Origin of the sequence: Streptomyces sp. NPDC087215 (genome assembly GCF_044744885.1) — a bacterium.
Taxonomy (GTDB): Bacteria; Actinomycetota; Actinomycetes; order Streptomycetales; family Streptomycetaceae; genus Streptomyces.
In genome coordinates this window covers 487,489-510,917 of record NZ_JBIUZD010000004.1, presented here as the reverse complement: position 1 = coordinate 510,917, position 23,429 = coordinate 487,489, and the positions used below count along the sequence as shown (strand labels likewise).

Below are 23,429 nucleotides of genomic sequence, written 5' to 3'. Positions count from 1 at the left end.
GGCGGCTCATCGTACGGGCCGCTCCCCCCGCTCAGGTATACCCCCTAGGGGTACGGTGGCGGGATGTTGACCCTCATCGAGTCCCTTGCGTCACGAGCAGAGAAGAACCGCCCCTGCGCGAAGGTCTGCGGCCCCGGTCTCCCCGGTGCGGTGGAGCTGGTGCTCCTCCGGCGGCTGCTCGGCCTCTGTCTCCGGCTGAGTCTCACGCTGTCCGCCGACTGCCCTTCGCGCAAGAGCGGTTGATCTCCCCCTCCGAGGGGCCCTACGTCCGGATCAGCCGGGCGATGGCCTTCGACGCCTCGCCCACCTTCACCTTGGCCTGGTCCCCGCCCTGGGCGATGGCCTCCGTCACGCAGCAGCTCAGGTGCTCGTCCAGGAGGGCCACCGCGCAGGACTGGAGGGCCGCGTTGATCGCGGAGACCTGGGTGAGGACGTCGATGCAGTAGACGTCCTCGTCCACCATCCGCTGCACCCCCCTGACCTGGCCCTCGATGCGGCGCAGGCGTCTGATGATGTCTTCCTTGTGCTGTCCGTAACCTGCCACGACGGGCTCCTCGGGGAGGGGAGGGGAGGGGGGAGGGGGATGGGCGGGAAGTGCGGGGAGGCGCGGTGGAGCCGGGCGGTGCGGCGGGTCAGCGGTCGGCGGCCTGGAAACCCCGGAGCCGAAGGCTGTTGCCGACCACGAAGACCGAGGAGAAGGCCATGGCCGCGCCCGCGATCATCGGGTTGAGCAGTCCGGCCGCCGCGAGCGGCAGGGCCGCCACGTTGTAGGCGAAGGCCCAGAAGAGGTTCGAGCGGATCGTGCCGAGCGTCTTGCGGGAGAGCCGGATGGCGTCGGCCGCGGCCCGCAGGTCACCTCGTACGAGGGTCAGGTCGCCGGCCTCGATGGCGGCGTCCGTCCCCGTGCCCATCGCCAGACCCAGGTCGGCCTGGGCGAGCGCGGCGGCGTCGTTGACGCCGTCGCCGACCATGGCGACCGAACGGCCCTCCGCCTGGAGCTTCTTGACGACGTCGACCTTGTCCTGCGGCATGACCTCCGCGATGACCTCGTCGATGCCGACCTCGGCGGCGACGGCCTCCGCGACCGCCTTGTTGTCACCGGTGAGCAGGATCGGGGTGAGCCCCAGACCGCGCAGTCGCCGGATGGCCTCGGCGCTGGTCTCCTTGACCGCGTCGGCGACCTCCAGGACCGCACGGGCCTCGCCGTCCCAGGCGACCGCGATGGCGGTCTTGCCCGCCTTCTCGGCGGCGTCCTTCGCGGACTTGAGGTCCGCCGGGAGGCTCATCGCCCACTCTTCGAGCAGCTTCTCGCGGCCGACGAGGACGGCGTGGCCGTCGACGACGCCCTGGACGCCGAGACCGGGGACGTTCACGAAGTCCTCGGGGGTCGGCAGGGTGCCCACCTTCGCCGCCGCGCCGGTGGCGACGGCCTGGGCGATCGGGTGCTCCGAGGAGTGCTCCAGGGCGCCCGCGAGCCGCAGGACGTCCTGCTCGTCGACGCCTTCGGCGACGTGCGTACGGATCAGGGTCATCCGGCCGGTGGTGACGGTGCCGGTCTTGTCGAGGACGATCGTGTCGACCTTGCGGGTGGTCTCCAGGACCTCGGGTCCCTTGATCAGGATGCCGAGCTGCGCGCCGCGGCCGGTGCCGACCATGAGGGCGGTCGGGGTGGCCAGGCCCAGGGCGCAGGGGCAGGCGATGATCAGAACGGCGACGGCGGCGGTGAAGGCGGCCGTGAGGCCCTGTCCGGTGCCGAGCCAGAAGCCGAGGGTGCCGAGCGCCAGCGCGATCACGATCGGGACGAAGACGGCGGAGATCCGGTCGGCCAGGCGCTGGGCGGCGGCCTTGCCGTTCTGCGCGTCCTCGACGAGCTTCGCCATCCGGGCGAGCTGGGTGTCCGAGCCGACCCGGGTGGCCTCGACGACCAGTCGGCCGCCCGCGTTCAGGGTGGCGCCGGTGACGGAGTCGCCGACGGAGACCTCGACCGGGACGGACTCGCCGGTGAGCATGGAGGCGTCCACGGCGGACGAGCCCTCGACGACGGTGCCGTCGGTGGCGATCTTCTCGCCGGGGCGGACCAGGAAGCGGTCGCCGACCTGGAGGTCGGCCGTCGGCACGGTGACCTCCTGGCCGCCGCGCAGCACGGTGACCTCCTTGGCGCCCAGCTGCATCAGGGCCTTGAGCGCGGCGCCCGCCTTGCGCTTCGAGCGGGCCTCGAAGTAGCGGCCCGCCAGGATGAAGGCGGTGACTCCGGCGGCGGCCTCCAGGTAGATGTTCCCGGCGCCGTCGGAGCGGGCGATGGTGAACTCGAACGGGTGGGTCATGCCCGGCGTACCGGCGGTGCCGAAGAACAGCGCCCACAGGGACCACAGGAACGCGGCGATCGTGCCGACCGAGATCAGGGTGTCCATGGTGGCCGCGCCGTGCTTGGCGTTGGTCCAGGCGGCCTTGTGGAAGGGCCAGGCGGCGTAGACGACGACCGGCGCGGTGAGCGTGAGGCTCAGCCACTGCCAGTACTCGATCTGGAGCGCCGGGGTCATCGCCATCGCGATGACCGGCACGGCGAGCGCGACGGCGGTGATCAGCCGCTGCTTGAGGGGCCGCAGCTCCTCGTCGGCCTTCTCCTCGTCGGTGGGGCCCTCGGCGCCCGGGGTCTCGGACTTCGGGGGCGCGGGCTCGGCGGCGGTGTAGCCGGTGGCCTCGACGGTGGCGATCAGGGCGGCGACGTCGATGTCGGCGTCGAAGGTGACCTTCGCCTTCTCGGTGGCGTAGTTGACGGTGGCCTCGACCCCGTCCATCCGGTTGAGCTTCTTCTCGATGCGGGCCGCACACGAGGCGCAGGTCATGCCGCCGATGGCGAGCTCGACCTGGGCTGTGCCCGGTGTCGTCGTTGTCATGCGTCTGCTCCTCGTGAATACGGGGTCGGGGGCCGGGGCCCGAATCGGTCGGGCGGGCCCCGGCGGCCGAGGGGGCTGTCGGTCAGGCGCGGCCGGTGAGCTCGTAGCCCGCGTCGTCGACCGCCGCGGTGATCGCGGCGTCGTCGGGCTCGCCGCCCGTGGTGACGGTCACCAGGCCGCCGGCGACGTCGACGTCCACGGCGAGGACGCCGTCCAGGGCGCTGACGGACTTGGTGATCGCGGTCTTGCAGTGTCCGCAGGTCATGCCGGAGACGGCGTAGACGGTGGCGGTGCTGTCGACGACCGCGACAGCGGTGGCCTCCGTGGTCGAGCAGCTGTTGTCGGGGGTGCAGCAGGAGCCCATGGCTTCCTCCTCGGTCGGTTCTTGTGGATCGAATACCCTCGGGGGGTATTCGTTAGGACTCCATGTATACCCCCCGGTGGTATCAGACGCAAGTGTCCCCCCGACTTGACTTGATACCCCCCAGGGGTATGGTGAAGTGCATGGAACGGTCCACGCGCCACCCCCACGTACCGGGAGAGCAGTCATGAACACCGGAGTGAAGATCACTGCCTTTGCCGCCACGCTCGCCGCGACCTTCGGGACCGCGTACGGGGTCGGCAAGGGCATCGGCCCCGTCGCGGAGCCCGCGAAGGCCGGACACGGCGAGCACGCCGCCGCGCGGCCCGGCACGACGGGGGAGGAGGCGCCGAAGCCCGGGAAGACCGGCGGGCACGCCGGACACGAGGAGGGCGGCACGAAGGGGACGGCCCCCGCCGCGGACCTCCCCGGCGGGCTCCAGGTCTCCGACGGCGGCTACACCCTCGCCCTGGAGACCCCCGTCACCCCCGCGGGCAAGAGCGTCCTGAAGTTCTCCGTCAAGGACGCGGGCGGCAAGAAGGTCACCGCCTTCACCACCGAGCACGGCAAGGAGCTCCACTTCATCGTCGCCTCCCGCGACCTGACGACCTTCCGCCACCTGCACCCCGTGAAGGCGGCGGACGGCACCTGGACGACCCCCGTCGACCTGCCCGCCGCGGGCGGCTACAAGGCCTTCGCCGACTTCAAGCCCGCCGCGCCCGGCGCCAAGGGCATCACGCTCGGCGCCGACCTGTCCGTGCCGGGCGGGTACGCCCCGAAGCCGCTGCCCGCCGTCGCCCCGACCGCCACCGTCGACGGCTACCAGGTCCGCCTCGGCGGCACCCTGGACCCCGGCAAGGCGGGTGAGCTGCGGCTCACCGTCACCAAGGGCGGCAAGCCCGTCACCGACCTGGAGCCCTACCTCGGCGCGTACGGGCACCTCGTCGCCCTCCGCGACGGAGACCTCGCCTACCTCCACGTGCACCCGAACGAGGGCGGCCCCGGCCCCGACGTCTCCTTCACCGCGACGCCGCCCAGCGCGGGGACGTACCGCCTGTTCCTCGACTTCCAGCACGAGGGCAAGGTCCGCACGGCAGCCTTCACGGTCACCGCGGGTGCCGCGGGCGCCCCCGCGAAGGCCCCCGCGCCCACCTCGGATGAGGCCACGGACAGTGCGGGAGAGCACGCGCACGGCTAGGCTGGTCATTGGACTAGACCTATAGCCGTCATTCATGGAGGAATGGGCTCGATGAGCAACCGTGCAGTCCTTGAGGTGATCGCCCTCGACGAGGAGGACGCGGTCGCCGCCCAGACCGGTGGGGCCGATCGGCTCGAACTCGTCACCGACATGGCGGCCGACGGACTCACCCCGTCCCGGACCGGTTTCGCCGCGATCCGCGCCGCCGTCGACATCCCGCTGCGCGTGATGCTCCGGCTCACCGACGGGTTCTCGGCGGGCGGACCCGGGGGCATCGACGCCCTCGTGGCCCGCGCGGCCGAACTCCGCGAGGCCGGTGCGGACGAGTTCGTCCTCGGCTTCCTCACTCCGGACGGCGAGCCCGACCTGGTGGCCGTCGAGCGGCTGATCGCCGTCCTCGACGGCTGCCGGTGGACCTTCCACCGGGCGATCGACCGCGCCGCCGACCGCGACGGGCTGCGCAAGGCCCTCGCCGACCTGCCCGGCCTCGACACCTACCTCACGGCGGGTGCGGCGGGCGGGGTCGACGACGGCCTCGCCACCCTCGAGGCCGAAGCCGCCCGCACGGGCGAGCCCGGCTACGGGCCCCAGATCCTCGTCGGCGGCGGTCTGCGCCTCGACCACCTCCCCGGACTCCGCGCGGCGGGCCTGAACGCCTTCCACATCGGCGGCGCGGCCCGCCCCCAGGGCTGGGCGGCCCCGCTCTCGGCGGACGCGGTCCGCACCTGGCGGGCGGCCGTGGACGCGTAACGGCGCCGGGGGCCCCGGGATCCCGGCAGGACCGGGGCCCCGGGGCCCGTCCGGCCCGTACGGGCGTTTCCGTACGGGGCTTCCCCTGCGGGTCGGGGTGGGGGCGTGGCCCTGCAGGGTCCACCGGGGTCCCCTACGGGAGGCTCCGTACGGGAGATCCCGTACGGCCCCGAAAATCCTTCGACCCCGGCGGCGCGCGGTCGTTAGCCTCGGCGCATGACGGACGACGGCGGCACCCCGGCCCGTCCCAGGCCCGACGCGGAGGCCGTCCGGCGGCTCGTCGCCGGGACGTTTCCCGAGTGGGCCGGACTGCCGGTACGGGCCGTACCGTCCGCCGGGACGGACAATCTGATGTTCCGGCTCGGCGACGACCTGGTCGTCCGCCTGCCCCGCGTCCCGTACGCCGCCCACCACGTGGCGAAGGAGCAGCGCTGGCTGCCCCTGCTCGCCCCGCACCTGCCGCTCGACGTCCCCGTCCCCGTCGGCAGGGCCGGACCGGGACCGGACTTCCCGATGCCCTGGTCGGTCTACCGCTGGCTCGACGGCGACGACACCCGCACCGTGCCGCTCACCGACCTCGCCCACGCGGCCGGGGAACTGGGCCGCTTCGGCACGGCCCTGCGCGCCGTCGACACGAGCGGCGGACCCGCCTCCTTCCGGGGCGGCCCCGTCACCGACTGGGAGGACGGGCAACTCCCGGGCGCGGTCCGGGGCCTGGCGGCCGAAGGCGCCGTCGACGCGGACCTCGCCACCGCCGCCTGGGCGGCGGCCCTGCGGGTCCCGCACTGGGACGGCCCGCCCGTCTGGCTCCACGGCGACCTGCTCCCCGGCAACCTCCTGGGCCGCGCGGGACGGCTCAGCGCCGTCATCGACTTCGGCGGCCTCGGCACCGGCGACCCGGCCTGTGACCTGCTGCCCGCCTGGTCGCTGCTCACCGCCGACAGCCGCCCCCTGTTCCGGGAGGCGGCCCGCACCGACGACGCCACCTGGGCGCGCGGCCGGGGCTGGGCCCTGGCCTGGGGCCTGGTCACCGAGCACCACTACCGCGAGACGAACCCGGTCCTCGCGTCCGTGGCCCGCCGCACCCGCGCCGAGGCCCTCACCGAGTACGCGGCGGACGTACCGCTCTGACCTGCGGCGACGGGCTCACCGTACGGCTCCGGACCGTGGCGGCGGGCTCACCGCACGACTCCGCCCCGTGCTGACGGGGGCTCACCGTACGACGTCGAAGACGTTCTTCTGGATGCCGTTGGCGTACGCCTCGTGCTCGACCAGCTTCAGCTTCTGGGCGTCCTTGTCGGCGGCGCTGAACAGGCGCTTGCCCGCGCCGAGGAGCAGCGGGAAGACCAGCAGGTGGTAGCGGTCGATCAGCCCGGCGTCGGACAGCGCCCGGTTCAGGCTCGCGCTGCCGTGCATGATGATCGGACCGCCCTCGGTCTCCTTCAGCGCGGCGACCTCGTCGAGCGACCGCAGGATCGTGGTGTCGCCCCAGTCGTCGACCAGACCGTCTTCGGTGAGCGTCGTCGACACCACGTACTTCGGCATCGCCTTGTAGCCCGCGAAGTCCGCCATGCCCGGCCACACACCGCTGAACGCCTCGTAGCTGGTCCGGCCGAGCAGCATCGCCGTGGCCTGCTCCTGCTCCGCGCCCTTGAGCGCGAACGCCTCGGGGACGAACTCGATGTCCTTGAAGGTCCAGCCCGCGTTCCGGTAGCCCTCCTCGCCACCGGGAGCCTCGACGACGCCGTCGAGCGAGACGAAGGCGGAGCTGATCAGGGTGCGCATCTGGGTTCTCCCGTTTCGGTTCGTTCCTGCCGCTCAGCATGGCCGCCGAACAGCACTTCACCCTGTCAGACCGGGCCGTGTCCGAAAACTCATCGGCCACCCCGAGGATCACCCCGAGGGTCGTTCCGAAGGTCATCCTGGAGGTCGTCGCCGAAGATCTTCGGCGACGAGCTCGACCTCGAAGCCGTCGGCGTTCTCCAGGTAGGCCGCGTAGACGCCCTCGCCGCCCGCGTACGGGTGCCGGTCGGCGAACATCAGGCTCCAGCCGTGCGCCGGTGCCGCCGCCACGAGCGCGTCGACGGCGGTCCGGTCCCCGGCGTGGAAGGCCAGGTGGTTCACGCCGGGCCGCAGCCGGTCGTGCCGGTCCGAGCTGAGCGCCGGGGACCGCTCGACCACCAGATAGGTCGGGCCGAGCGCCCAGCTCCGGCCGCCCTCCCAGCGCTGGAACGGCCGGTACCCGAGGGCGCCGAGCAGCCAGCCGAAGCTCTCCTCGGCGCGCTCCAGGTCCGCCACCCACACCTCGATGTGGTGCAGCGCCCCGACGCGGGCACTCACAGATCTCCCAACTGGTGCGGAACGGGAGCGGAGTGAACGATCGTCAGGCCGGACACCGCACGGGTCAGGGCCACGTAGAGCCGTCGCAGCCCGGTCCGCTCGTCCGGCTCGCCGCCGACGACGGCGGCGGGCTCGTCCAGGACCACGTAGTCGTACTCCAGGCCCTTCGCGAGCGAGGCGGGGACCAGGGTCAGCCGGGACTCGGCGGTCGTCTCCTCGCCGGGGGAGAGGTGCGCGAGCCCGGCGTCCGCCAGGGCCGCCGCGAGCGGCGCGATCCGGGCGTCCGCCGCGATCAGGCCGATCGACCCCTCGTGCGCCAGCGCCTCCCGGCAGGCCGCGACCACGTCCGTATCGAGCGCCTCGCTGGGGCGCACCTCCAGGGAGCCGGGGTTCTCCCGTACGGACTCGACGGGGGCGAGCCCGGGGGACATGTGCGGCAGGAGCCGGGAGGCGTACGCGATGACCTCGCGCGGCACCCGGAAACCGGCGGTCAGCTCCTCCACCAGCGCGTCCGGCTTGCCCAGGTGCGCGAGGGCCTGCGCCCAACTCTCCGTCGCCCACGGGGTGGTGCCCTGCGCGAGGTCGCCGAGGACGGTCGCCGAGCCGGTCGTGCAGCGGCGGCCCACCGCCCGGTACTGCATCGGGGACAGGTCCTGCGCCTCGTCGAGGACGACATGGCCGAGCGAGTGGGTGCGCTCCACCAGGTCCCGCGCCTCGTCGACGAGGACGGCGTCGGCCGCCGACCACTTCGCCGTCCTCACGCCACGGGCGGGCTTCGCCCACAGGAGCAGCTTCTGCTCGTCGCCGGTGAACAGCCCCTCGGCGTGCTCGGCGAGGAACTCCGGGTCGCCGAGGAGCCGCAGCACCAGCTTCGCGGGGTCGACGGCCGGCCAGCACGCGTTCACCAGGGCCTTGACGGCGGGGTTGCGGGCGACGGTGTTCTGCACCCGGTCGTCGGGGGCCTCGCCCGCCTGTTCCATCCGGACCAGGACGGCGTGCGCGACCCGCTGCGGAAGCGCCTCGCGGGCGGCCCCGTACCGGATGTCACGGCCCGTCAGTTCCCTGACGATCTCATCCAGTTCGTACGCGGGCACCCGCCAGCGGCGCGAGCCCCGGATCACCATCAGGGGCTCGGTGGGCAGCGACACGTGGGAGCGCAGGGCCCGCCGCAGCAGTTCCGCCATCCGGGCGTCGCCCTTGACGACGGCCGTCGGCGCCTCGTCGGTGCCCCGCACCTCGACGTGGGCGACGAGGTCGTCGACGGTCGCCTGCTTCACCTCCAGCTCGCCCAGGGCGGGCAGGACCTGCTCGATGTACTGGAGGAAGGACCGGTTCGGGCCGATGACGAGGGCGCCGGTGCGGGCCAGCCGCTCCCGGTGGGCGTACAGCAGGTAGGCGACGCGGTGCAGGCCCACGGCGGTCTTGCCGGTGCCGGGGCCGCCCTGCACGCAGACCGTCCCCGAAAGGCCGGAGCGGACGATCCCGTCCTGCTCGGGCTGGATGGTGGCGACGATGTCCCGCATGGGGCCGACGCGGGGCCGTTCGATCTCCGTCTGGAGCAGTCTGCTGGTGGTCTCCCGCTCCTCCGGGTCGGACAGGTGCTCGTCCTCGTACGCGGTCAGCTCGCCGCCCGTGTAGCCGAAGCGGCGGCGGAGCCCGACGTCCCGGGGGTCCTTCCGGGACGCCTGGTAGTACGGCTGGGAGACCGGCGCGCGCCAGTCGATCACCATCGGGTCGCCGCCCGCGTCGTGGACGTGCCGCCGTCCGATGTAGAAGCGCTGCCCCTCCTGCGTGGTGTGCAGGTAGTCGAGGCGCCCGAAGAACAGCGGGGTGTGCGAGAGGTCGGCCAGCGCCTTGACGCGCTCCTCGATCTGCCGCCCGAGGACGAGGGAGTTGACCCAGTTGGCGGTGACGTCCTTGATGTCGAGCGACTCCACGTCCTCGCGCATCGCGCGCAGGGCGGCGCGCGAGGACGCCAGGTGGGCGCGTTCGCGCGCGAGGGGATCGTCGGATACGGGCACGGTGGAGCCTCCGGGTCGGACACGCGGATGCGTGGATGCGCGGACACGTCGAGGTGGCCGCCGGTTTCCGACCGGGCGGCGGCGCTCCACGGAGGGAGGCGGGGAAGCTGGCGAGTGTAGCTCCGGCGGGACGCGAAGGCGAACGGATACGGGGCCGGGGCCCGGGACCCGTACGGGGCGCCGGGGGCCCGTACGGGGGTGGCCCGGGGGGTCCCTACGGGTGTGACCTGGGGACCCGTACGGGACGGGCCCGACCCCTACGGGTCCCGGGCCCCGGCCCCGGGTCATCCCCGTAGGGGAGGGGGTCCGTCTCACGTCGGACGGCGGTCGGGCCCCGGTTCAGCCCCCAGGCCGATGTGTTCGTAATGTCCGGATTCCATCATGGAGACATGACCGCGACGACGTTCACCCTCGTGACCACCGTGCCCCGCCTCCGGCGCACCGCCTCCGCCCTGCGCGCGATGCGCGCCTTCGGCGGTGCCGTCGCCGGAGTGGTCCTCCTGGGTGACTACGGCCCGCCGGGAGCGGCCGTCAGGAACCCGCACCTCACGCACGCGGGCCGGGTCCGGGCGGGCCACGGCCAGGACCCGGACTGACCCGGAACCCTCACGGGGAGCCCGGAGCCACGCGATCACGGCCACGGAGCTACACGGCCACGGAGCCACACGGCTACGGGGCGAGCAGCTCGTCCGCGTCGACGATCCGGTACGCGTACCCCTGCTCGGCCAGGAACCGCTGCCGGTGCGCGGCGAAGTCCTGGTCGATGGTGTCCCGGGCGACCACCGAGTAGAAGTGCGCCTTGTGCCCGTCCGCCTTCGGCCGCAGCACCCGGCCCAGCCGCTGCGCCTCCTCCTGCCGGGAGCCGAACGTCCCCGACACCTGGATGGCGACCGTGGCCTCGGGCAGGTCGATCGAGAAGTTGGCGACCTTCGACACCACGAGGACGCTGATCTCACCGTTGCGGAAGGCGTCGAAGAGCTTCTCCCGCTGCGCGTTCGGCGTCTCGCCCTTGATGACCGGGGCGTCCAGGTGCTCGCCCAGTTCGTCGAGCTGGTCGATGTACTGCCCGATGACGAGGGTCTGCTGGCCCTCGAACTTCTTCACCAGCGCTTCCGTCACCTTCCGCTTCGTCGCGGTCGTGGCGCAGAAGCGGTACTTCTCCTCGGCCTCGGCGGTCGCGTACGCGAGCCGCTCCGAGTCGGTCAGGTTGACCCGGACCTCGACGCAGTCGGCGGGCGCGATGTAGCCCTGCGCCTCGATCTCCTTCCACGGCGCGTCGAACCGCTTGGGCCCGATCAGCGAGAAGACGTCGGACTCCCGCCCGTCCTCCCGTACGAGGGTCGCCGTCAGACCGAGCCGCCGCCGGGCCTGGAGGTCGGCGGTGAACTTGAAGACGGGCGCGGGCAGCAGGTGCACCTCGTCGTACACGATCAGCCCCCAGTCCCGGGAGTCGAAGAGCTCCAGGTGCGGGTAGACGCCCTTCCGCCGGGTGGTGAGCACCTGGTAGGTGGCGATGGTGACCGGCCGGATCTCCTTGCGGGTCCCGCTGTACTCGCCGATCTCGTCCTCGGTGAGCGAGGTCCGCTTCACCAGCTCGTGCTTCCACTGCCGGGCCGAGACGGTGTTGGTGACGAGGATCAGGGTCGTCGCCTTCGCGCGGGCCATCGCACCGGCCCCGACCAGCGTCTTCCCCGCGCCGCAGGGCAGTACGACCACCCCGGAGCCGCCGTGCCAGAACCCCTCGACGGCCTGCTGCTGGTAGGGGCGCAGGCTCCAGCCGTCCTCCGCGAGGTCGATCCGGTGCGCCTCGCCGTCGACGTACCCGGCGAGGTCCTCGGCGGGCCAGCCCAGCTTCAGCAGGGTCTGCTTGATCTGCCCGCGCTCGGAGGGGTGCACGGCGACGGTGTCGGCGTCGATCCGCTCCCCGACGAGCGGCTGCACCTTCCGGGAGCGCAGCACCTCCTCCAGGACCGGCCGGTCGGTGCTGGTCAGGACGAGCCCGTGGGTGGGGTGCTTGGACAGGGTGAGCCGCCCGTACCGGTCCATGGTCTCGGCGATGTCCACGAGCAGCGCGTGCGGCACCGGATAGCGCGAGTACGCGACGAGCGCGTCGACGACCTGCTCGGCGTCGTGCCCGGCGGCCCGCGCGTTCCACAGCCCGAGCGGCGTCACCCGGTAGGTGTGGATGTGCTCCGGCGCCCGCTCCAGCTCGGCGAACGGCGCGATGGCCCGCCGACAGGCATCGGCCAGCTCGTGATCGACCTCCAGGAGCAGCGTCTTGTCACTCTGGACGATGAGCGGTCCACTCACGTGATCAGGTCCTTCCGGCACCGTGCCGTTCCGGTTAACGGCCAATCCTCCAGTGTGCCGCATACCCGGCACCCCCGGTCAGGACCCGGCCCCGGGTCGGCCCGATCGCGTACGAACGCTCCGGGAAGGGCCCGCCCGCACCGCTCCAGCAGGGCCGCGTCGGCACCAGCACCAGCACCGGTGCCGTGGCCGAGGGCGCGGGCACGAGCGGGGTCGGGACGCTCACACCTGGTCGTCCGCCAGTTCCGCCACGCCCGTGATGCGGTGCAGGGGGTACGTGCGGACCTCGTCGGCCGTGTGGTCGTAGCCCGTCACGAAGCCGCCCTCCACGCGGACCGGGGCGATGACCCGCTGGCTCGCCGCGCCCTCCGCGTTCACGTAGCCGATCCACACCGCCGAGCCCGTCATCGCCGCCGCCTGGACCGTCGCCAGGGTCTCCGCCGCCGAGGTGCGGGGCAGCGCGCCGGGGGCCGTGGGGGAGGCCGCGGGTTCCTTCCGCACCACCGTCGCCGCCCGGTCGCCCGCCCGGATCACCCGGACCGCCGCGCCGAGCAGCGTCGCGTCCGGGGACGGCGGTCCGTCCGGCACCGGCACCGGGGCCGTCCGCGGGCCCGTGCGGTACGTGTCCGCCCGGGTGACCAGGACATCGCCCGCGGCCGACTCCGCCGCGGGCGCGTACCCCATCGACCGCAGCCCGTCGAGCAGCGACGCCGGGTCCGTCTGCGCCGCGAGCACCGTCGGCGCCAGCCTCCGCAGGCCCAGCGCCGCCGACCGCCGGTCCGCCAGGATCTCCCCGAGGACCGCGTCGTCGTCACAGCGGACGTACGCCGAAGCCGCCCCCACCCGCAGGTGCCCGTGCCGCCGCGCCACATCGTCCACCAGGTACGACAGCGGCTGCGGCACCGGCGTACGGGAATGCGCCCGCAGGAACTCGTGCAGGTCGGACGCCGACCGGCCCGCGTCGAGCGCCCGCCGCACCGACCCCGGAGTGAACCGGTAGACCGTCGCGCCACCCTTCGACTCCACGTCCGCGAGCACCGCGAGCGCGTCCGCGAGCGGCCGTCGCAGCGGACCCGGCGCCACCGCCGTCAGGTCCGCCTGCAACAGCACCTCGTCCACCGTCTCGGGCAGCAGCGGCGCCAGGAGTGTCGCCGCCCGCCCCGCCGCCACCGACAGCTCCACCCCGCCGCCGTCCCCGTCCGCCGGAGCCGCCTCCGCCAGCGGCAGGTTCAGCAGCGCCCGCGCCGGGCCCGACAGCGCCCCCCGCCCCGTGAGCCCCAGCAGCTCCGCCTCCGCGAGCGTCCAGCGGGCCAGCCGCGACCGCAGGTCCATGGGCGCCCCGCCGGGCCACTGGGCCTCGTCCGGCCCGGCCACCGCCGCCGCACCCCGCAGCGGACGCTCCCAGCGCAGCCGGGCCAGCAGCGTCCCCTGATCGGCCGCCGCACCCGGCGGCAGCGTCGCCAGGAGGACGAGCACCCGGTGCCGGACCTCCGGCGCGGGCGCCCGGTCCAGGTCCGGGCCCAGCACCGACAGCGTCCGGCCCTTCGCGTCCTGCCCGCCGACCAGCCCCGCCGTACGGGTCGCCGTCAGCCACGGCGCGACGAGCCGCACCCACCGCTCGGCGGGCGGCAGGTCCAGCCACGCGTCGTACGCGGGCGTCGGCGCGTACCGCTCGTCCGCCTCCCCGTCCGACGCGAGCAGCCCGGCACCGAGACACAGTTCCAGCCAGAACGCCGCCGTCTCCTCCGGCACGTCGAGGGCCACCGCGAGCCGCCGCAGGTCCCGCACCGCCATGCCGCCCGCGCGCAGCACCGGCGGCCCGCCCCGGTCCCAGGACTTCAGCAGCTCCTCGGCCGTCGCCACCGCCAGCTGCGCCTGCCCGGCCGCCGCGGCGTCCACAGCCTGGGGACGGTAGTCGCGCTCCACCCCGATCTCCGGCGCGTACGGCTCCGGCGTCCGGTGCGCCCGCCCGCCCCGCAGGTGCAGCGCCACCTCGCGCGGCAGCACCATCGTCCGCGCCGACACCGGAAGCAGCAGTCCCCGGTCCCGCAGCCAGCGCACCGGCGGCGCCGGACTCGCCGTCACCTCCCCGTACGGCGGACCCCACACCAGCCGGTCGAGGACCGTCAGCGCCTCCGGCGGTGCCGTGTCGAGCAGCGCCTCCATCCGCGACCGGTCCGTGAACAGCCCCGTGAGCAGCGCCACCGCCGACACCGGGTCGTGCGTCGTGGGCAGTCCCGCCGCCGCGATGATCTCCTGCACCCGGCCCGGCGACATCCCCGACGTCGCCTCCGCCACCGTCGGCCCGAGACCGGTCGGCGACGGGTGCTGCGGCGAGGGCGCCAGCAGTTCGCGGGCCGTCCGCACCAGCCTCAGCCGGTCGTCGTCCCCCCATACGAGGGCCTGTTCGCGCAGCAGCCCCACCGTGTCCGGCAGCGCCGCCTCGATCCCCGGATCGCCCTCGTCACCGGTGAGCAGACCCAGGAGCAGGGGGTACGGTGCCGGGTCCGGGGCCACCGCCAGGGCTTCCGCCGCCTGGAGGGCGAACCGGTCGAGCCGTTCGAGGGCGCGGACCACCGAGCCCCGCGTCCCGGCGCGCGTCGCCAACTGCGTCAGGTCGTTCGGCACCGGGTTCAGCAGGTCCGGTCTGGTCCGCAGCAGCGCGGCGAGCCCCTCGTCACCGCGTGCGCGCAGCGCCTCCGCGAGCGTGCGCGGCGCGGCGGCGCCAGTTACCTCGGGCACGTGCGCCTCCCGGTCGAGCTCACCGATCCCCATCCGGACCACGTTAGCCGCTGTTCAGGCGCTAACGTCGGGCCGTACCGGGCGAACCGGCCGTGGAGGGGCAGCATGGGGATCGAGAGCGACCAGTTGGTCTACGACTATCTGAGCCGGGTCGGCGATCTGGCCCAGCAGCGGCAGTTCCCCGCGAGCGAGCGGATGCGGCTGGTGTCGGGACTCCGCGACGAGATCGACCGCCGCCGCGCCACGCGCGGCGAGGAGAGCCCGGCGGCGGTCCGGGGCATCCTCGGTTCCCTCGGAACCCCCGACGAGGTGGTGGACCGGGCGGGCGACCGGCCGCGACCCGGACCCGGGGTCCCGGCACCCCGTGAGGGAGAGCGGCGGGAACCCCGTGGCGGAGCGGGCCCGGACGCGGATTCCCCTACGGGACCCCGTACGGGAATCCGTCAGGGGCCGGGTCAGGGGTCCGGCCAGGGACCCGGTGAGGGACCTCCTCGGGAGACCCGTACGGGACCCCGTAAGGGAGGGGACTCGGGGCGGGGACGGGGAGAGGCCCCGGGGGCGCGGGCCGGGCGGGGCACCGGCTGGCTGCCGGGTCGCCGCCGTCCCCGTGACGGCTCCGGGGCCCTCGCGGACGGTGTCGGGACTTCGGTGGACGCCCGGCGGCCCGCCGGGCGTGTCGGCCCGCCCGCCGCACCCGTGTCCGGCGCACCCGGCGGCGGGTCCGCCGCCCCGTCCCCCGGGTCCGGCTCCGGCGGCGCCGGGTCCGACGCCGGAGCCGACTGGTGGCGGGACGCCGAGGCCGTGGACGCCGCCGCCGGGCTGCCCGGCTTCTTCGGCGGGGTCGAACGCCCCGACCTCTTCAAGGAACCCCTCCCCGAGGACGAGGACGGGGACGGGGACGAGGAGGACAGGGAGGACGGGGAGGACGGGGACGAAGAGGGCCGGGCGGGCGCGGGGCACGGCGGTCCCGGGGCCGCCGTGCCCGTGCGCCGCCGTCTCGTCCGCGTCCTGCGTCGCCGCAAGCCCGAGGCGCCCGCCGCACCGGAGCCCGAGGCGGAACCGGAGGTGCCCGCCGCCCGCTTCCGTCTCTCGAACCCGTTCGTGCTGCTCGCCGCGCTGCTGCTGCTCGGCGGCGCCCTCTTCGGCTCGCTCCTCGCCCTGGCGGCGGGCTGGCTCCTCGCGTACGCCTCCCGGCGACTCACCCCCGGCGAGGCGAAGACCGCCGTCCTGGTGATCCCGGGCCTGGCCGCCGCCTCCGGCGTCCTCTGGCTGTGGGGCAGGGTCGACGGCCGCTGGGGCGCCCCCGTCACGGCGGGCGGCGAGGCGATGGGCGCGGCGGTCTCGGAGACCTGGCCGTGGGTCCTGCGGGGCGCGGCGGTCGCCTCGGCGCTGTTCCTGCTGTGGCGGTCGCGCCGCCGCTGAGCCCCGCCGACCCGCCCCCGGGCCGCCGTCGCCGAGCCCGCCGCCCCGGGGCGTCAGCCCCTGGAGACCTCGGGATCCGGCTCGGGCTCGGGCTCGGGCTCGGACCGTGACCCGGCCCCGGCATCGTCACCGGACCGCGACCCGGGCACGGCCCCCGTACCCGTATCCACATCCACATCCACATCCGTACGAGCGCCAGCGCCCGCACCAGCGTCCGTATCCGAGTGGTCAGTGTGGTCAGTGTGATCGGAGTGCCACGGCGCTCCCGGGACGACCAGGGGTGAGCCCGTCACCGGGTCGGGGACGACGACCGAGACGAGGCCGAAGACGTCCCGGACGAGTTCCTCCGTCACGATCTCCGACGGCGGGCCCTCCGCGACGACCCGGCCCTCCTTCATGGCGATCAGATGGTCCGCGTACCGCGCCGCCTGGTTCAGGTCGTGCAGGACGAGCACGACGGTCCGGCCGCGCAGCCGGTTGAGGCGGCGGACCAGGTCGAGGACCTCCACCTGGTGGGAGATGTCCAGATAGGTGGTGGGCTCGTCGAGGAGCAGCAGCTCCGTCTCCTGCGCGAGGGCCATCGCGATCCACACCCGCTGCCGCTGGCCGCCGGAGAGCGCGTCGACGGACCGGTCGGCGAGCGCGGCGACGTCCGTGCGTTCCATGGCGTCGGTGACGGCCCGCTCGTCCTCCTCGGACCACTGCCTCCACCACGCCTGGTGCGGCTGCCGGCCGCGCGAGACGAGGTCGGCGACGGTGATGGCCTCCGGTGCGACCGGGGTCTGCGGGAGCAGTCCGACCGAGCGGGCGACGCTCTTCGTCGGGAGCTTCGCGAGGTCCTCGCCGTCGAGCAGGACGGCGCCGCCCCGGGGCTTGAGGAGCCGCCCGAGCGCCCGGAGGGTGGTGGACTTGCCGCAGGCGTTGGGGCCCACGATCACGGTCACCCGGCCGTCGGGAATCGCGAGGTCCAGTTCGTGGACGACGGTGCGGTCCTCGTAGGCGAGCGTCAGCCCGCGCGCGGTGAGCCTGCTGGTCATGCCTTCCCTCCGGTACGGCTGCGGACGATGAGCCAGATCAGGTACGGGGCGCCGACCGCCGCCGTCAGGACTCCCACCGGCAGTTCGACGGGGGAGAGGAGCCGCCTGCCGAGCAGGTCGGCGAGGACCACGACCAGGGCGCCCGCGAGCGCCGAGCAGAACAGCGGGATCTGCGCGGTCCTGGTCATCCGGCGGGCGATCTGCGGGGCGAGCAGCGCGACGAAGTCGACGGGCCCGGCGACGCCGGTCGCCACCGACGCCAGGACCACGCCGACGGCGACGAGCCCGAGCCGGACCCGCCCGAGCCGGACGCCGAGCCCGGTCGCCGTGTCGTCGTCGAGGGAGACGGTCCGCTGCGCGCGGGCCGCCCACAGCACGGCGGGCAGCAGGAGCAGCAGCGTCCAGCGGACCGGCGCGGACTCGTCCCAGCCGCGCCCGTTGAGGGAGCCCGTCATCCAGATCTGGGCCTGCTGGGCGACCAGGTAGTCGCCCTTGGTCATGAAGAGGGTGGTGAGGGACCGCAGCGCGATGGCGAAGCCGATGCCGATGAGGACGAAGCGGGTGGCGTGCAGTCCGCCGCGCCAGGCGAAGGCGTAGACGAGGGCGGCGGCGAGGACACCGCCCACGACCGACAGGTACGGCAGCACGGTGTACGAGGTGAGGCCGAAGGTCATCGCGGCGACGGTGACGGCCCCGGCACCCTGGCTGATGCCGATGATGTCGGGGCTGGCGAGCGGATTGCGGGCGACGGTCTGGATGAGCCCGCCCGCGATCCCGAAGGCGGCGCCGACGGCGAGGGCGACGACGAGCCGGGGCTCGCGCAGCTCCGCCACGACGAACGCGGACGGCGAGGAGTGCCCGAGCAGGATCCGCAGGACCTCGGAGGGGGCGACGAACTTCTCGCCGACACAGAGGTACGCGACCGAGGACACGGCCAGGAGCAGCAGCAGGGCCCCGGCGACCAGGGCCGAGCGGCGGTGCACGAGGAAGGAGGCGCCCCCGGCGCGGACCAGGCCGTACCCGGCGGGTCGCGGGCGGGTCGCGGTGGGGTGGGTCGCGGTGGGGCGGGGCGCGGTGCGGGTGCTCACGCGGCCACCGCCTTGCGGCGGACGAGGGTCACCAGGAACGGCACGCCGATCAGGGCGGTCATCACCCCGGCGGGGACTTCGCCCGGCGGGAACACGATCCGTCCGGCGACGTCCGCGACGAGCAGCATGACCGGGCCGATGAGCGCGGCCATCGGCAGCACCCAGCGGTGGTCGGAGCCGACGACGGCGCGGGCGATGTGCGGGACGGCGAGGCCGACGAAGGCGACCGGTCCGGCGGCGGCGACGGCCGCGCCGGTGAGGACGGTCGCTCCGGCCCCGCCCACGATCCGTACCGTCGCGACCCGCTGTCCGAGGCCCTTGGCGACGTCCTCGCCGAGCGCGAGCGCGTCGAGGCCGCGCGCCACGGAGACCACGAGGAGCGCGCCGACCAGCAGGAAGGGCCAGACCTGGGCGACGATCTGCGCGTCGCGCCCGTCGAGGGAGCCGGTCTGCCAGAACCGGAACTCGTCGAGCGCGGAGGCGCGGGTGGTGAGGACGCCGGTGGTGACGGAGAGCAGCAGGGCGTTGATCGCGGCGCCGCCGAGGGCCAGTTTCACGGGGGTCGCGCCACCGCGTCCGCCGGAGGCGACGGCGTGCACGGCGACCGCGGCGACGGCGGCTCCGGCGAAGGCGAACCACACGTAGCCGCTGAGTCCGTGCACCCCGAAGAAGGCGATGGCGACGACGACGGCGACGGCGGAGCCCTGGCTGATGCCGAGGATGCCGGGGTCGGCGATCGGGTTGCGGGTGATGCCCTGGAGCGCGGTGCCCGCGAGGGCGAGCGCGGCGCCGACCATGAGGCCGATGAGGGTACGGGGGACGCGGAGGCCCCGTACGACCTCGGCGTCGGCGCCCGTGCCGCCGTGCAGCAGGGCGTCGAACACCGTCGAGGGGGCGATGGCGCGGGCGCCGACCGCGAGGCTGAGGAGGACGGCGAGGAGGAGGGCGACGACAGCCGCCGAGGTCGCGAGGACCCGTCTGGTACGGAGAGCGGCTGGCATCGGGACCCATCGGGGGAGTGCAGGTTCGGTAAGGCTTGGCTCAGTGTAAGCACCACCCACCACCCGGACCCGGGCCGGAGGACCCTTACGGGAGGCCCCTGCGGGAGCTTCTGGGGGTCGGGGAGGCACGGGTGGGTGCCGTGTGGCCGGTCCTCTACGGGCCGGGGCCGCCCGTGGGGTCGCGCGCGGTGGGCGTGGGGCCACGGCCCGTCCCGGGCCGGGAGCCGCTCGCCCGGCAGGCCGGGGCTCGCCCCCGGACCGGCCGCTCCCCGTCCCGGCTCCGGGCCGGGCCGGGACGGGAGGTCCGGAGTCACCCCGGTCCGTCTCAGGGGCGACCCCGGAGAATGGGCCTATGACGACGACTTCCGCCACCCCGTCCCCTGCTCCGTCCCCTGCTCCGGCCACGCCCCCCGCCGGTGGGCCGCTCACCGTCGGGTTCGATCTCGACCTGACGCTGATCGACACCCGGCCCGGCATCAGGGCGACCTGGGAGGCCTTCTGCGCCGAGACCGGCGTCACGGCCGACATCGACCTGGTCGTCAACCGGCTCGGCCCGCCGCTGGAGCACGAGATGGCGCACTGGGTGCCCGAGGAGGAGGTGCCCGGGATGACCGCCCGCTACCGCGCGCTCTACCCGGCGTACGCGATCGGGCCCTCGCACCCCATGCCGGGCGCCCGGGACGCGATCCGGGCGGTCCGCGAGGCGGGCGGCCGGACGATCGTCGTCACCGCGAAGAACGGCCCGCACGCCGAGCTGCACCTGGCACACCTGGGCATCGAGCCGGACGCGGTCGTCGGCGGCCTGTGGGCGGAGGGCAAGGCGGAGGCCCTGCGCGCGCACGGCGCCCAGGTGTACGTCGGGGACCACGTCGGCGACGTCCGGGGCGCGGCGGCGGCCGGTGCCCTCTCGGTGGCGGTCGCCACCGGCCCCTGCGCCGCCGGGGAGCTGACGGCGGCCGGGGCGGACGTGGTCCTGACGGACCTGACGGATTTCCGGGAGTGGTGGGCGGGCTACCTGGCCTGAACCGGTACGGCCCCGCCGTCGCGAGCCTGCCGCCGCTGGGCGGCGATCGCACGGAGCACGCCCGCTCCCGCCACCATGAATCCGACGCCCATCAGCATGGACACGGTGTACGCCACGGTGGGGAACGGGTCGGTGCCCAGGAACAGCGGGGCCACGGTGACCAGCGTCGCCACCGCGCCCACCGCGAAGATGATCACACCGGCCTTGACGAGGCCGTCGCCGGGGGCGCTGTCGTCCGCCGGGGCGGCGGGGGTTTCACTACGCATCCGGCCAGGGTAGTTCCCAGGCCACAGGAACACACCGGCGACGTCTTGTCACCGGTGCCGGGAGCACTAGCCTGGTCCCGGCGGGCCGGTCGGCCCACTGTCCGCCATCCCCATCGACAAGGACGAGGACGAGGAAAGACGTGCCTACCGGCAAGGTCAAATGGTTCAACAGTGAGAAGGGCTTCGGCTTTCTCTCCCGTGACGACGGCGGCGACGTCTTCGTCCACTCGTCGGTGCTCCCTGCCGGAGTCGACGCACTGAAGCCCGGACAGCGGGTCGATTTCGGCGTCGTCGCCGGGCAGCGCGGCGACCAGGCCCTGTCCGTCACGATCCTCGACCCGACCCCGTCCGTCGCGGCGGCCCAGCGCCGCAAGCCCGACGAACTGGCGTCCATCGTCCAGGACCTGACGACGCTCCTGGAGAACATCACGCCGATGCTGGAGCGCGGCCGGTACCCGGAGAAGACCCAGGGCAAGAACATCGCGGGTCTGCTGCGCGCGGTCGCCGACCAACTGGACGTGTGACGGCCGTCCCTCGTGCGGCGCGCCCGGCCGTCCCCCTCGGGGGCACGCGCCGGGCCGCCCGGCGGAAGGCGAGCGGCCGTCCCCGTCAGGGGAAGGCGAGCGCGTCCGGGCCGAGGGGCGGTACGAGTCCCTCGGCCGCGGCGCGGGTGAGCAGCCCGCGGACCGCCGCGTAGCCGTCCTCGCCGAGGTCGGCGGTGAACTCGTTGACGTACAGACCGATGTGCTGGTCGGCCACGCCCGGGTCCATCTCCTGGGCGTGTTCGAGGACGTACGGGCGGGAGGCCGCCGGGTCGTCCCAGGCCATCCGCACCGAGGTGCGGGCCGCGTCGGCGAGCCGCCGCAGGGTCTCCGCGCCCAGCGAGCGGCGGGCCACGATCGCGCCGAGGGGGATCGGGAGCCCGGTCGTGGCCTCCCAGTGCTCTCCCATGTCGGCGAGGCGGCGCAGCCCGTACTCCTGGTAGGTGAAGCGGGCCTCGTGGATGACGAGCCCCGCGTCGACCTTCCCGTCGCGGACGGCGGGCATGATCTCGTGGAACGGCATCACGACGACCTTCCCGACCCCGCCGGGCACCTGGTCGGCCGCCCAGAGCCGGAACAGCAGGTACGCGGTCGAGCGCTCGCTCGGCACCGCGACCGTCCTCCCGGCCAGGTCCGCGCCGGTGGCCGCCTCCCGGGTCAGGACGAGCGGCCCGCAGCCCCGGCCGAGGGCGCCGCCGCAGGGCAGCAGCGCGTACTCGTCGAGGATCCAGGGCAGCACGGCGTACGACACCTTCAGCACGTCGTGGTCGTCGGTGTCGCCCTCCGCCCAGCCGTTGGTGACGTCGATGTCCGCGAACGTCACGTCGAGCCGGGGCGCGCCCGGGACGCGCCCGTGGGCCCAGGCGTCGAAGACGAAGGTGTCGTTCGGGCAGGGCGAGTAGGCGATCTTCAGCTCGGTCACGACGGCTCCACGAGGACGGTGCTGCTGAGCAGCTCGAATGCGCGCCGGAGGGATTCCAGGGCGTCGCCGATGCGCCAGGCGGCACGGTCGCGGGGGCCGACGGCGTTCGACACGGCCCGGATCTCGACGACGGGCAGGCCGTGCGCGGCGGCGGCCTCGGCGACCCCGAAGCCCTCCATGGCCTCGGCCCCGGCCCCGGGGTGGCGCCCGGCGAGCTCGGCGGCGCGGTCGGCGGTGCCGGTGACGGTGGAGACGGTGAGGACGGGTGCGACGGCGTGCGGGAGGTGGCCCGCCGTCAGGGCGGCGGAGATCCGGCCGGTCAGCGCGTCCGGCACCGGGTGGACGGACCGGCCGAAGCCCAGTTCCTCGACGGTCAGATAGGCGTCGGGGGTCCGCGCGCCGAGGTCGGCGGCGACGACGGACGCCGAGACGACGACCGAACCGAGCGGGGCGAGGGGGAGGAAGCCGCCCGCGATCCCGGCGGACACCACGAGCCCGTAGGGGGCGTCGGGGTCGGTGAGCGCGGCCGAGGTCAGGGCCGTACCCGTGGCGGCGGCGACCGCGGCGGGTCCCACCCCGCCGACGAGCACGTCGACCCGTACGGGACCGGCCGTGTGACGGCGCAGCACGAGGCCCCCCGGCAGCGGGAGGAGTACGGGGCCGCCGAGGTGGGGGCCGAGGCCGGCGGAGACGGAGTCCGCCTCAGCCGCCACGGCCGTCACGATCAGGCTCCGGTGGGCCACCGGAGGATCAGGATTCCTTCTTCAGCTGGAAGTGCCAGATGCCGGTCAGCTTCTTGCCGGTGTTCTCGACGATGGTCACCTGGGTGGAGTTGGTGGCCTCGCCGGACTGGGTCGAGAAGAAGGCGCTGGCCGGAATGGTCCGGTACGTCTTCTTGTACGGCTCGGGCTCGGCCTGCTGGCCGCCGAGGAAGATGGTCCAGCCGTTCTCCGCGATGTCGGGGTCGACCCCGAAGCGGATCTTGTCGTCCATCGCTACGGAGATGGACTTCTCGGCCTTCTTGTTGAGGCACTGCTGGATCTGCGACTCCTTGATGGCTTCGCCGTCGTTGTAGCAGGCGGCCTCGGAGTGGATCGAGTCGGTCCCGACCGTCAGGGTCGCGACAGGCGTCGGCTTGTCGCAGGCGGAGAGGACGAGGAGCCCGGCGGAGACGGCCCCGAGGGCGACGGCGGCCCGGCGGCCCGAGCCGGAGAAGAACGCAACGGTCATGAGCCGAAGGCTATCGGGCCGCCGCGTCCACGCCACGAGGGGGTACGGCGTGCCGCCCCGGGGTACCTCCGAGGCACCCGCGCGACGGAGGCCCCGACCGCACCCGGAGAGCCCCCGTCCCCTTCCGGTCGGCGCCCGGAGAGCCCCGGGCCCCCGGGGCGCGACGGCCGGAAGAACCGCGCCTGACGGGTCCGTGAGGGGGGCCGGTGGGCCTGCCGCGCCCGCGCCCGCGCCTGCCCGCGCCGCCCGGTGGCGGCCGGGTCCCGCGCTGCCCGGCC

At 74.3% G+C, this 23,429-nt stretch carries 23 protein-coding genes; 8 read left to right on the top strand and 15 right to left on the bottom strand.

Annotated elements, in window-relative coordinates; all coding sequences use genetic code 11:
- The first annotated feature begins 63 nt into the window (after positions 1 to 63).
- Positions 64 to 243: a hypothetical protein gene (locus tag ACIO92_RS15145; protein ID WP_366439877.1), complete on the top strand. Its 180-nt coding sequence runs from the start codon at positions 64 to 66 to the stop codon at positions 241 to 243.
- Positions 244 to 262: 19 nt separating this feature from the next.
- Here the strand turns inward: ACIO92_RS15145 and ACIO92_RS15140 are convergent, their stop codons facing one another.
- The 3 genes from ACIO92_RS15140 to ACIO92_RS15130 all read right to left on the bottom strand — a co-directional run bounded on the left by ACIO92_RS15140 (position 263) and on the right by ACIO92_RS15130 (position 3,261).
- On the bottom strand, positions 263 to 544 hold the full coding sequence (locus ACIO92_RS15140) for a metal-sensitive transcriptional regulator (RefSeq protein WP_015035316.1): 282 nt from the start codon (positions 542 to 544) through the stop codon (positions 263 to 265).
- 88 nt (positions 545 to 632) lie between these two features.
- Complete coding sequence (locus ACIO92_RS15135; protein ID WP_366439876.1) at positions 633 to 2,897, bottom strand: heavy metal translocating P-type ATPase; 2,265 nt, start codon at positions 2,895 to 2,897, stop codon at positions 633 to 635.
- Between the two features lie 82 nt (positions 2,898 to 2,979).
- Positions 2,980 to 3,261 carry a heavy-metal-associated domain-containing protein gene (locus ACIO92_RS15130; protein WP_366439875.1) on the bottom strand — a complete coding sequence of 94 codons (282 nt, stop codon included), beginning with the start codon at positions 3,259 to 3,261 and terminating at the stop codon, positions 2,980 to 2,982.
- Between the two features lie 184 nt (positions 3,262 to 3,445).
- Between ACIO92_RS15130 and ACIO92_RS15125 the strand changes: the two genes are divergently transcribed.
- From ACIO92_RS15125 to ACIO92_RS15115, 3 genes are all read left to right on the top strand, one after another.
- A complete protein-coding gene (locus ACIO92_RS15125; protein WP_366439874.1) occupies positions 3,446 to 4,456 on the top strand; it encodes a hypothetical protein in 1,011 nt (336 codons plus the stop codon).
- A 51-nt stretch (positions 4,457 to 4,507) separates the two neighbouring features.
- A complete protein-coding gene (locus tag ACIO92_RS15120; RefSeq protein WP_401236405.1) occupies positions 4,508 to 5,206 on the top strand; it encodes a copper homeostasis protein CutC in 699 nt (232 codons plus the stop codon).
- A 216-nt stretch (positions 5,207 to 5,422) separates the two neighbouring features.
- Positions 5,423 to 6,337, top strand: coding sequence for an aminoglycoside phosphotransferase family protein (locus ACIO92_RS15115; protein ID WP_401236407.1), 915 nt, complete (start codon positions 5,423 to 5,425; stop codon positions 6,335 to 6,337).
- Between the two features lie 81 nt (positions 6,338 to 6,418).
- Here ACIO92_RS15115 and ACIO92_RS15110 read toward each other — a convergent pair whose 3' ends face one another.
- From ACIO92_RS15110 to ACIO92_RS15100, 3 genes are all read right to left on the bottom strand, one after another.
- The gene (locus ACIO92_RS15110; protein WP_401236409.1) at positions 6,419 to 6,991 is read right to left on the bottom strand and encodes a dihydrofolate reductase family protein; all 573 of its coding nucleotides are present in this window, start codon (positions 6,989 to 6,991) and stop codon (positions 6,419 to 6,421) included.
- A 132-nt stretch (positions 6,992 to 7,123) separates the two neighbouring features.
- On the bottom strand, positions 7,124 to 7,546 hold the full coding sequence (locus tag ACIO92_RS15105) for a VOC family protein (RefSeq protein WP_402281508.1): 423 nt from the start codon (positions 7,544 to 7,546) through the stop codon (positions 7,124 to 7,126).
- The gene (locus tag ACIO92_RS15100; RefSeq protein ID WP_402281506.1) at positions 7,543 to 9,567 is read right to left on the bottom strand and encodes a HelD family protein; all 2,025 of its coding nucleotides are present in this window, start codon (positions 9,565 to 9,567) and stop codon (positions 7,543 to 7,545) included. The genes ACIO92_RS15105 and ACIO92_RS15100 overlap by 4 nt, the downstream gene beginning before the upstream one ends.
- A 389-nt stretch (positions 9,568 to 9,956) precedes the next feature.
- Here ACIO92_RS15100 and ACIO92_RS15095 point away from each other — a divergent pair, with 389 nt between their 5' ends.
- The gene (locus tag ACIO92_RS15095) at positions 9,957 to 10,163 is read left to right on the top strand and encodes a hypothetical protein (RefSeq protein WP_366439868.1); all 207 of its coding nucleotides are present in this window, start codon (positions 9,957 to 9,959) and stop codon (positions 10,161 to 10,163) included.
- 73 nt (positions 10,164 to 10,236) lie between these two features.
- On the opposite strand, the gene ACIO92_RS15090 is transcribed toward ACIO92_RS15095, so the two are convergent.
- On the bottom strand, positions 10,237 to 11,877 hold the full coding sequence (locus tag ACIO92_RS15090) for a DNA repair helicase XPB (protein ID WP_366439867.1): 1,641 nt from the start codon (positions 11,875 to 11,877) through the stop codon (positions 10,237 to 10,239).
- A 222-nt stretch (positions 11,878 to 12,099) separates the two neighbouring features.
- On the bottom strand, positions 12,100 to 14,652 hold the full coding sequence (locus ACIO92_RS15085) for a helicase C-terminal domain-containing protein (protein ID WP_402281503.1): 2,553 nt from the start codon (positions 14,650 to 14,652) through the stop codon (positions 12,100 to 12,102).
- A gap of 72 nt (positions 14,653 to 14,724) precedes the next feature.
- On the opposite strand from ACIO92_RS15085, the gene ACIO92_RS15080 reads away from it, so the two are divergent.
- Positions 14,725 to 16,041, top strand: coding sequence for a hypothetical protein (locus ACIO92_RS15080; RefSeq protein ID WP_402281501.1), 1,317 nt, complete (start codon positions 14,725 to 14,727; stop codon positions 16,039 to 16,041).
- A gap of 53 nt (positions 16,042 to 16,094) precedes the next feature.
- Here the strand turns inward: ACIO92_RS15080 and ACIO92_RS15075 are convergent, their stop codons facing one another.
- Genes ACIO92_RS15075 through ACIO92_RS15065 form a run of 3 tightly spaced genes read right to left on the bottom strand, consistent with a single transcriptional unit; the run spans position 16,095 to position 19,167 of the window.
- A complete protein-coding gene (locus tag ACIO92_RS15075; RefSeq protein WP_402281498.1) occupies positions 16,095 to 17,078 on the bottom strand; it encodes an ABC transporter ATP-binding protein in 984 nt (327 codons plus the stop codon).
- The gene (locus ACIO92_RS15070; protein ID WP_401236418.1) at positions 17,075 to 18,166 is read right to left on the bottom strand and encodes a FecCD family ABC transporter permease; all 1,092 of its coding nucleotides are present in this window, start codon (positions 18,164 to 18,166) and stop codon (positions 17,075 to 17,077) included. Before ACIO92_RS15070 ends, ACIO92_RS15075 begins: the two co-directional genes overlap by 4 nt.
- Entirely contained in the window at positions 18,163 to 19,167 is a 1,005-nt protein-coding gene (locus ACIO92_RS15065) for an iron chelate uptake ABC transporter family permease subunit (protein ID WP_366439862.1), read from the bottom strand. Before ACIO92_RS15065 ends, ACIO92_RS15070 begins: the two co-directional genes overlap by 4 nt.
- A 352-nt stretch (positions 19,168 to 19,519) precedes the next feature.
- Between ACIO92_RS15065 and ACIO92_RS15060 the strand changes: the two genes are divergently transcribed.
- Positions 19,520 to 20,191, top strand: a complete 672-nt coding sequence (locus tag ACIO92_RS15060; protein ID WP_366439861.1) for a haloacid dehalogenase-like hydrolase — start codon at positions 19,520 to 19,522, stop codon at positions 20,189 to 20,191.
- Here ACIO92_RS15060 and ACIO92_RS15055 read toward each other — a convergent pair.
- Positions 20,179 to 20,457 (bottom strand): hypothetical protein, encoded by a 279-nt coding sequence (locus ACIO92_RS15055; protein WP_351780785.1) that lies wholly within the window; start codon positions 20,455 to 20,457, stop codon positions 20,179 to 20,181. The two genes, ACIO92_RS15060 and ACIO92_RS15055, sit on opposite strands and share 13 nt — an antisense overlap.
- Positions 20,458 to 20,597: 140 nt before the next feature.
- On the opposite strand from ACIO92_RS15055, the gene ACIO92_RS15050 reads away from it, so the two are divergent.
- Positions 20,598 to 20,981, top strand: coding sequence for a cold-shock protein (locus tag ACIO92_RS15050; protein ID WP_366439860.1), 384 nt, complete (start codon positions 20,598 to 20,600; stop codon positions 20,979 to 20,981).
- Between the two features lie 85 nt (positions 20,982 to 21,066).
- On the opposite strand, the gene ACIO92_RS15045 is transcribed toward ACIO92_RS15050, so the two are convergent.
- From ACIO92_RS15045 to ACIO92_RS15035, 3 genes are read right to left on the bottom strand one after another with little or no spacing between them, the layout of a single operon-like run.
- Positions 21,067 to 21,921: a 1,4-dihydroxy-6-naphthoate synthase gene (locus ACIO92_RS15045; protein WP_402056872.1), complete on the bottom strand. Its 855-nt coding sequence runs from the start codon at positions 21,919 to 21,921 to the stop codon at positions 21,067 to 21,069.
- Positions 21,918 to 22,664, bottom strand: coding sequence for a futalosine hydrolase (locus tag ACIO92_RS15040; protein ID WP_366439858.1), 747 nt, complete (start codon positions 22,662 to 22,664; stop codon positions 21,918 to 21,920). Before ACIO92_RS15040 ends, ACIO92_RS15045 begins: the two co-directional genes overlap by 4 nt.
- A 7-nt stretch (positions 22,665 to 22,671) precedes the next feature.
- Positions 22,672 to 23,151 carry a DUF2771 domain-containing protein gene (locus ACIO92_RS15035; RefSeq protein WP_351780792.1) on the bottom strand — a complete coding sequence of 160 codons (480 nt, stop codon included), beginning with the start codon at positions 23,149 to 23,151 and terminating at the stop codon, positions 22,672 to 22,674.
- Between the last annotated feature and the right edge of the window lie 278 nt (positions 23,152 to 23,429).

Bases quoted from the DNA above. Each gene is read 5' to 3' on its own strand.
- ACIO92_RS15085 (WP_402281503.1), bottom strand. From the start codon at position 14,652: ATGGGGATCGGTGAGCTCGACCGGGAGGCGCACGTGCCCGAGGTAACT.
- ACIO92_RS15130 (WP_366439875.1), bottom strand. From the start codon at position 3,261: ATGGGCTCCTGCTGCACCCCCGACAACAGCTGCTCGACCACGGAGGCC.
- ACIO92_RS15075 (WP_402281498.1), bottom strand. From the start codon at position 17,078: ATGACCAGCAGGCTCACCGCGCGCGGGCTGACGCTCGCCTACGAGGAC.
- ACIO92_RS15110 (WP_401236409.1), bottom strand. From the start codon at position 6,991: ATGCGCACCCTGATCAGCTCCGCCTTCGTCTCGCTCGACGGCGTCGTC.
- ACIO92_RS15060 (WP_366439861.1), top strand. From the start codon at position 19,520: ATGACGACGACTTCCGCCACCCCGTCCCCTGCTCCGTCCCCTGCTCCG.
- ACIO92_RS15065 (WP_366439862.1), bottom strand. From the start codon at position 19,167: ATGCCAGCCGCTCTCCGTACCAGACGGGTCCTCGCGACCTCGGCGGCT.
- ACIO92_RS15080 (WP_402281501.1), top strand. From the start codon at position 14,725: ATGGGGATCGAGAGCGACCAGTTGGTCTACGACTATCTGAGCCGGGTC.
- ACIO92_RS15125 (WP_366439874.1), top strand. From the start codon at position 3,446: ATGAACACCGGAGTGAAGATCACTGCCTTTGCCGCCACGCTCGCCGCG.
- ACIO92_RS15135 (WP_366439876.1), bottom strand. From the start codon at position 2,897: ATGACAACGACGACACCGGGCACAGCCCAGGTCGAGCTCGCCATCGGC.
- ACIO92_RS15095 (WP_366439868.1), top strand. From the start codon at position 9,957: ATGACCGCGACGACGTTCACCCTCGTGACCACCGTGCCCCGCCTCCGG.
- ACIO92_RS15055 (WP_351780785.1), bottom strand. From the start codon at position 20,457: ATGCGTAGTGAAACCCCCGCCGCCCCGGCGGACGACAGCGCCCCCGGC.
- ACIO92_RS15035 (WP_351780792.1), bottom strand. From the start codon at position 23,151: ATGACCGTTGCGTTCTTCTCCGGCTCGGGCCGCCGGGCCGCCGTCGCC.
- ACIO92_RS15120 (WP_401236405.1), top strand. From the start codon at position 4,508: ATGAGCAACCGTGCAGTCCTTGAGGTGATCGCCCTCGACGAGGAGGAC.
- ACIO92_RS15145 (WP_366439877.1), top strand. From the start codon at position 64: ATGTTGACCCTCATCGAGTCCCTTGCGTCACGAGCAGAGAAGAACCGC.
- ACIO92_RS15115 (WP_401236407.1), top strand. From the start codon at position 5,423: ATGACGGACGACGGCGGCACCCCGGCCCGTCCCAGGCCCGACGCGGAG.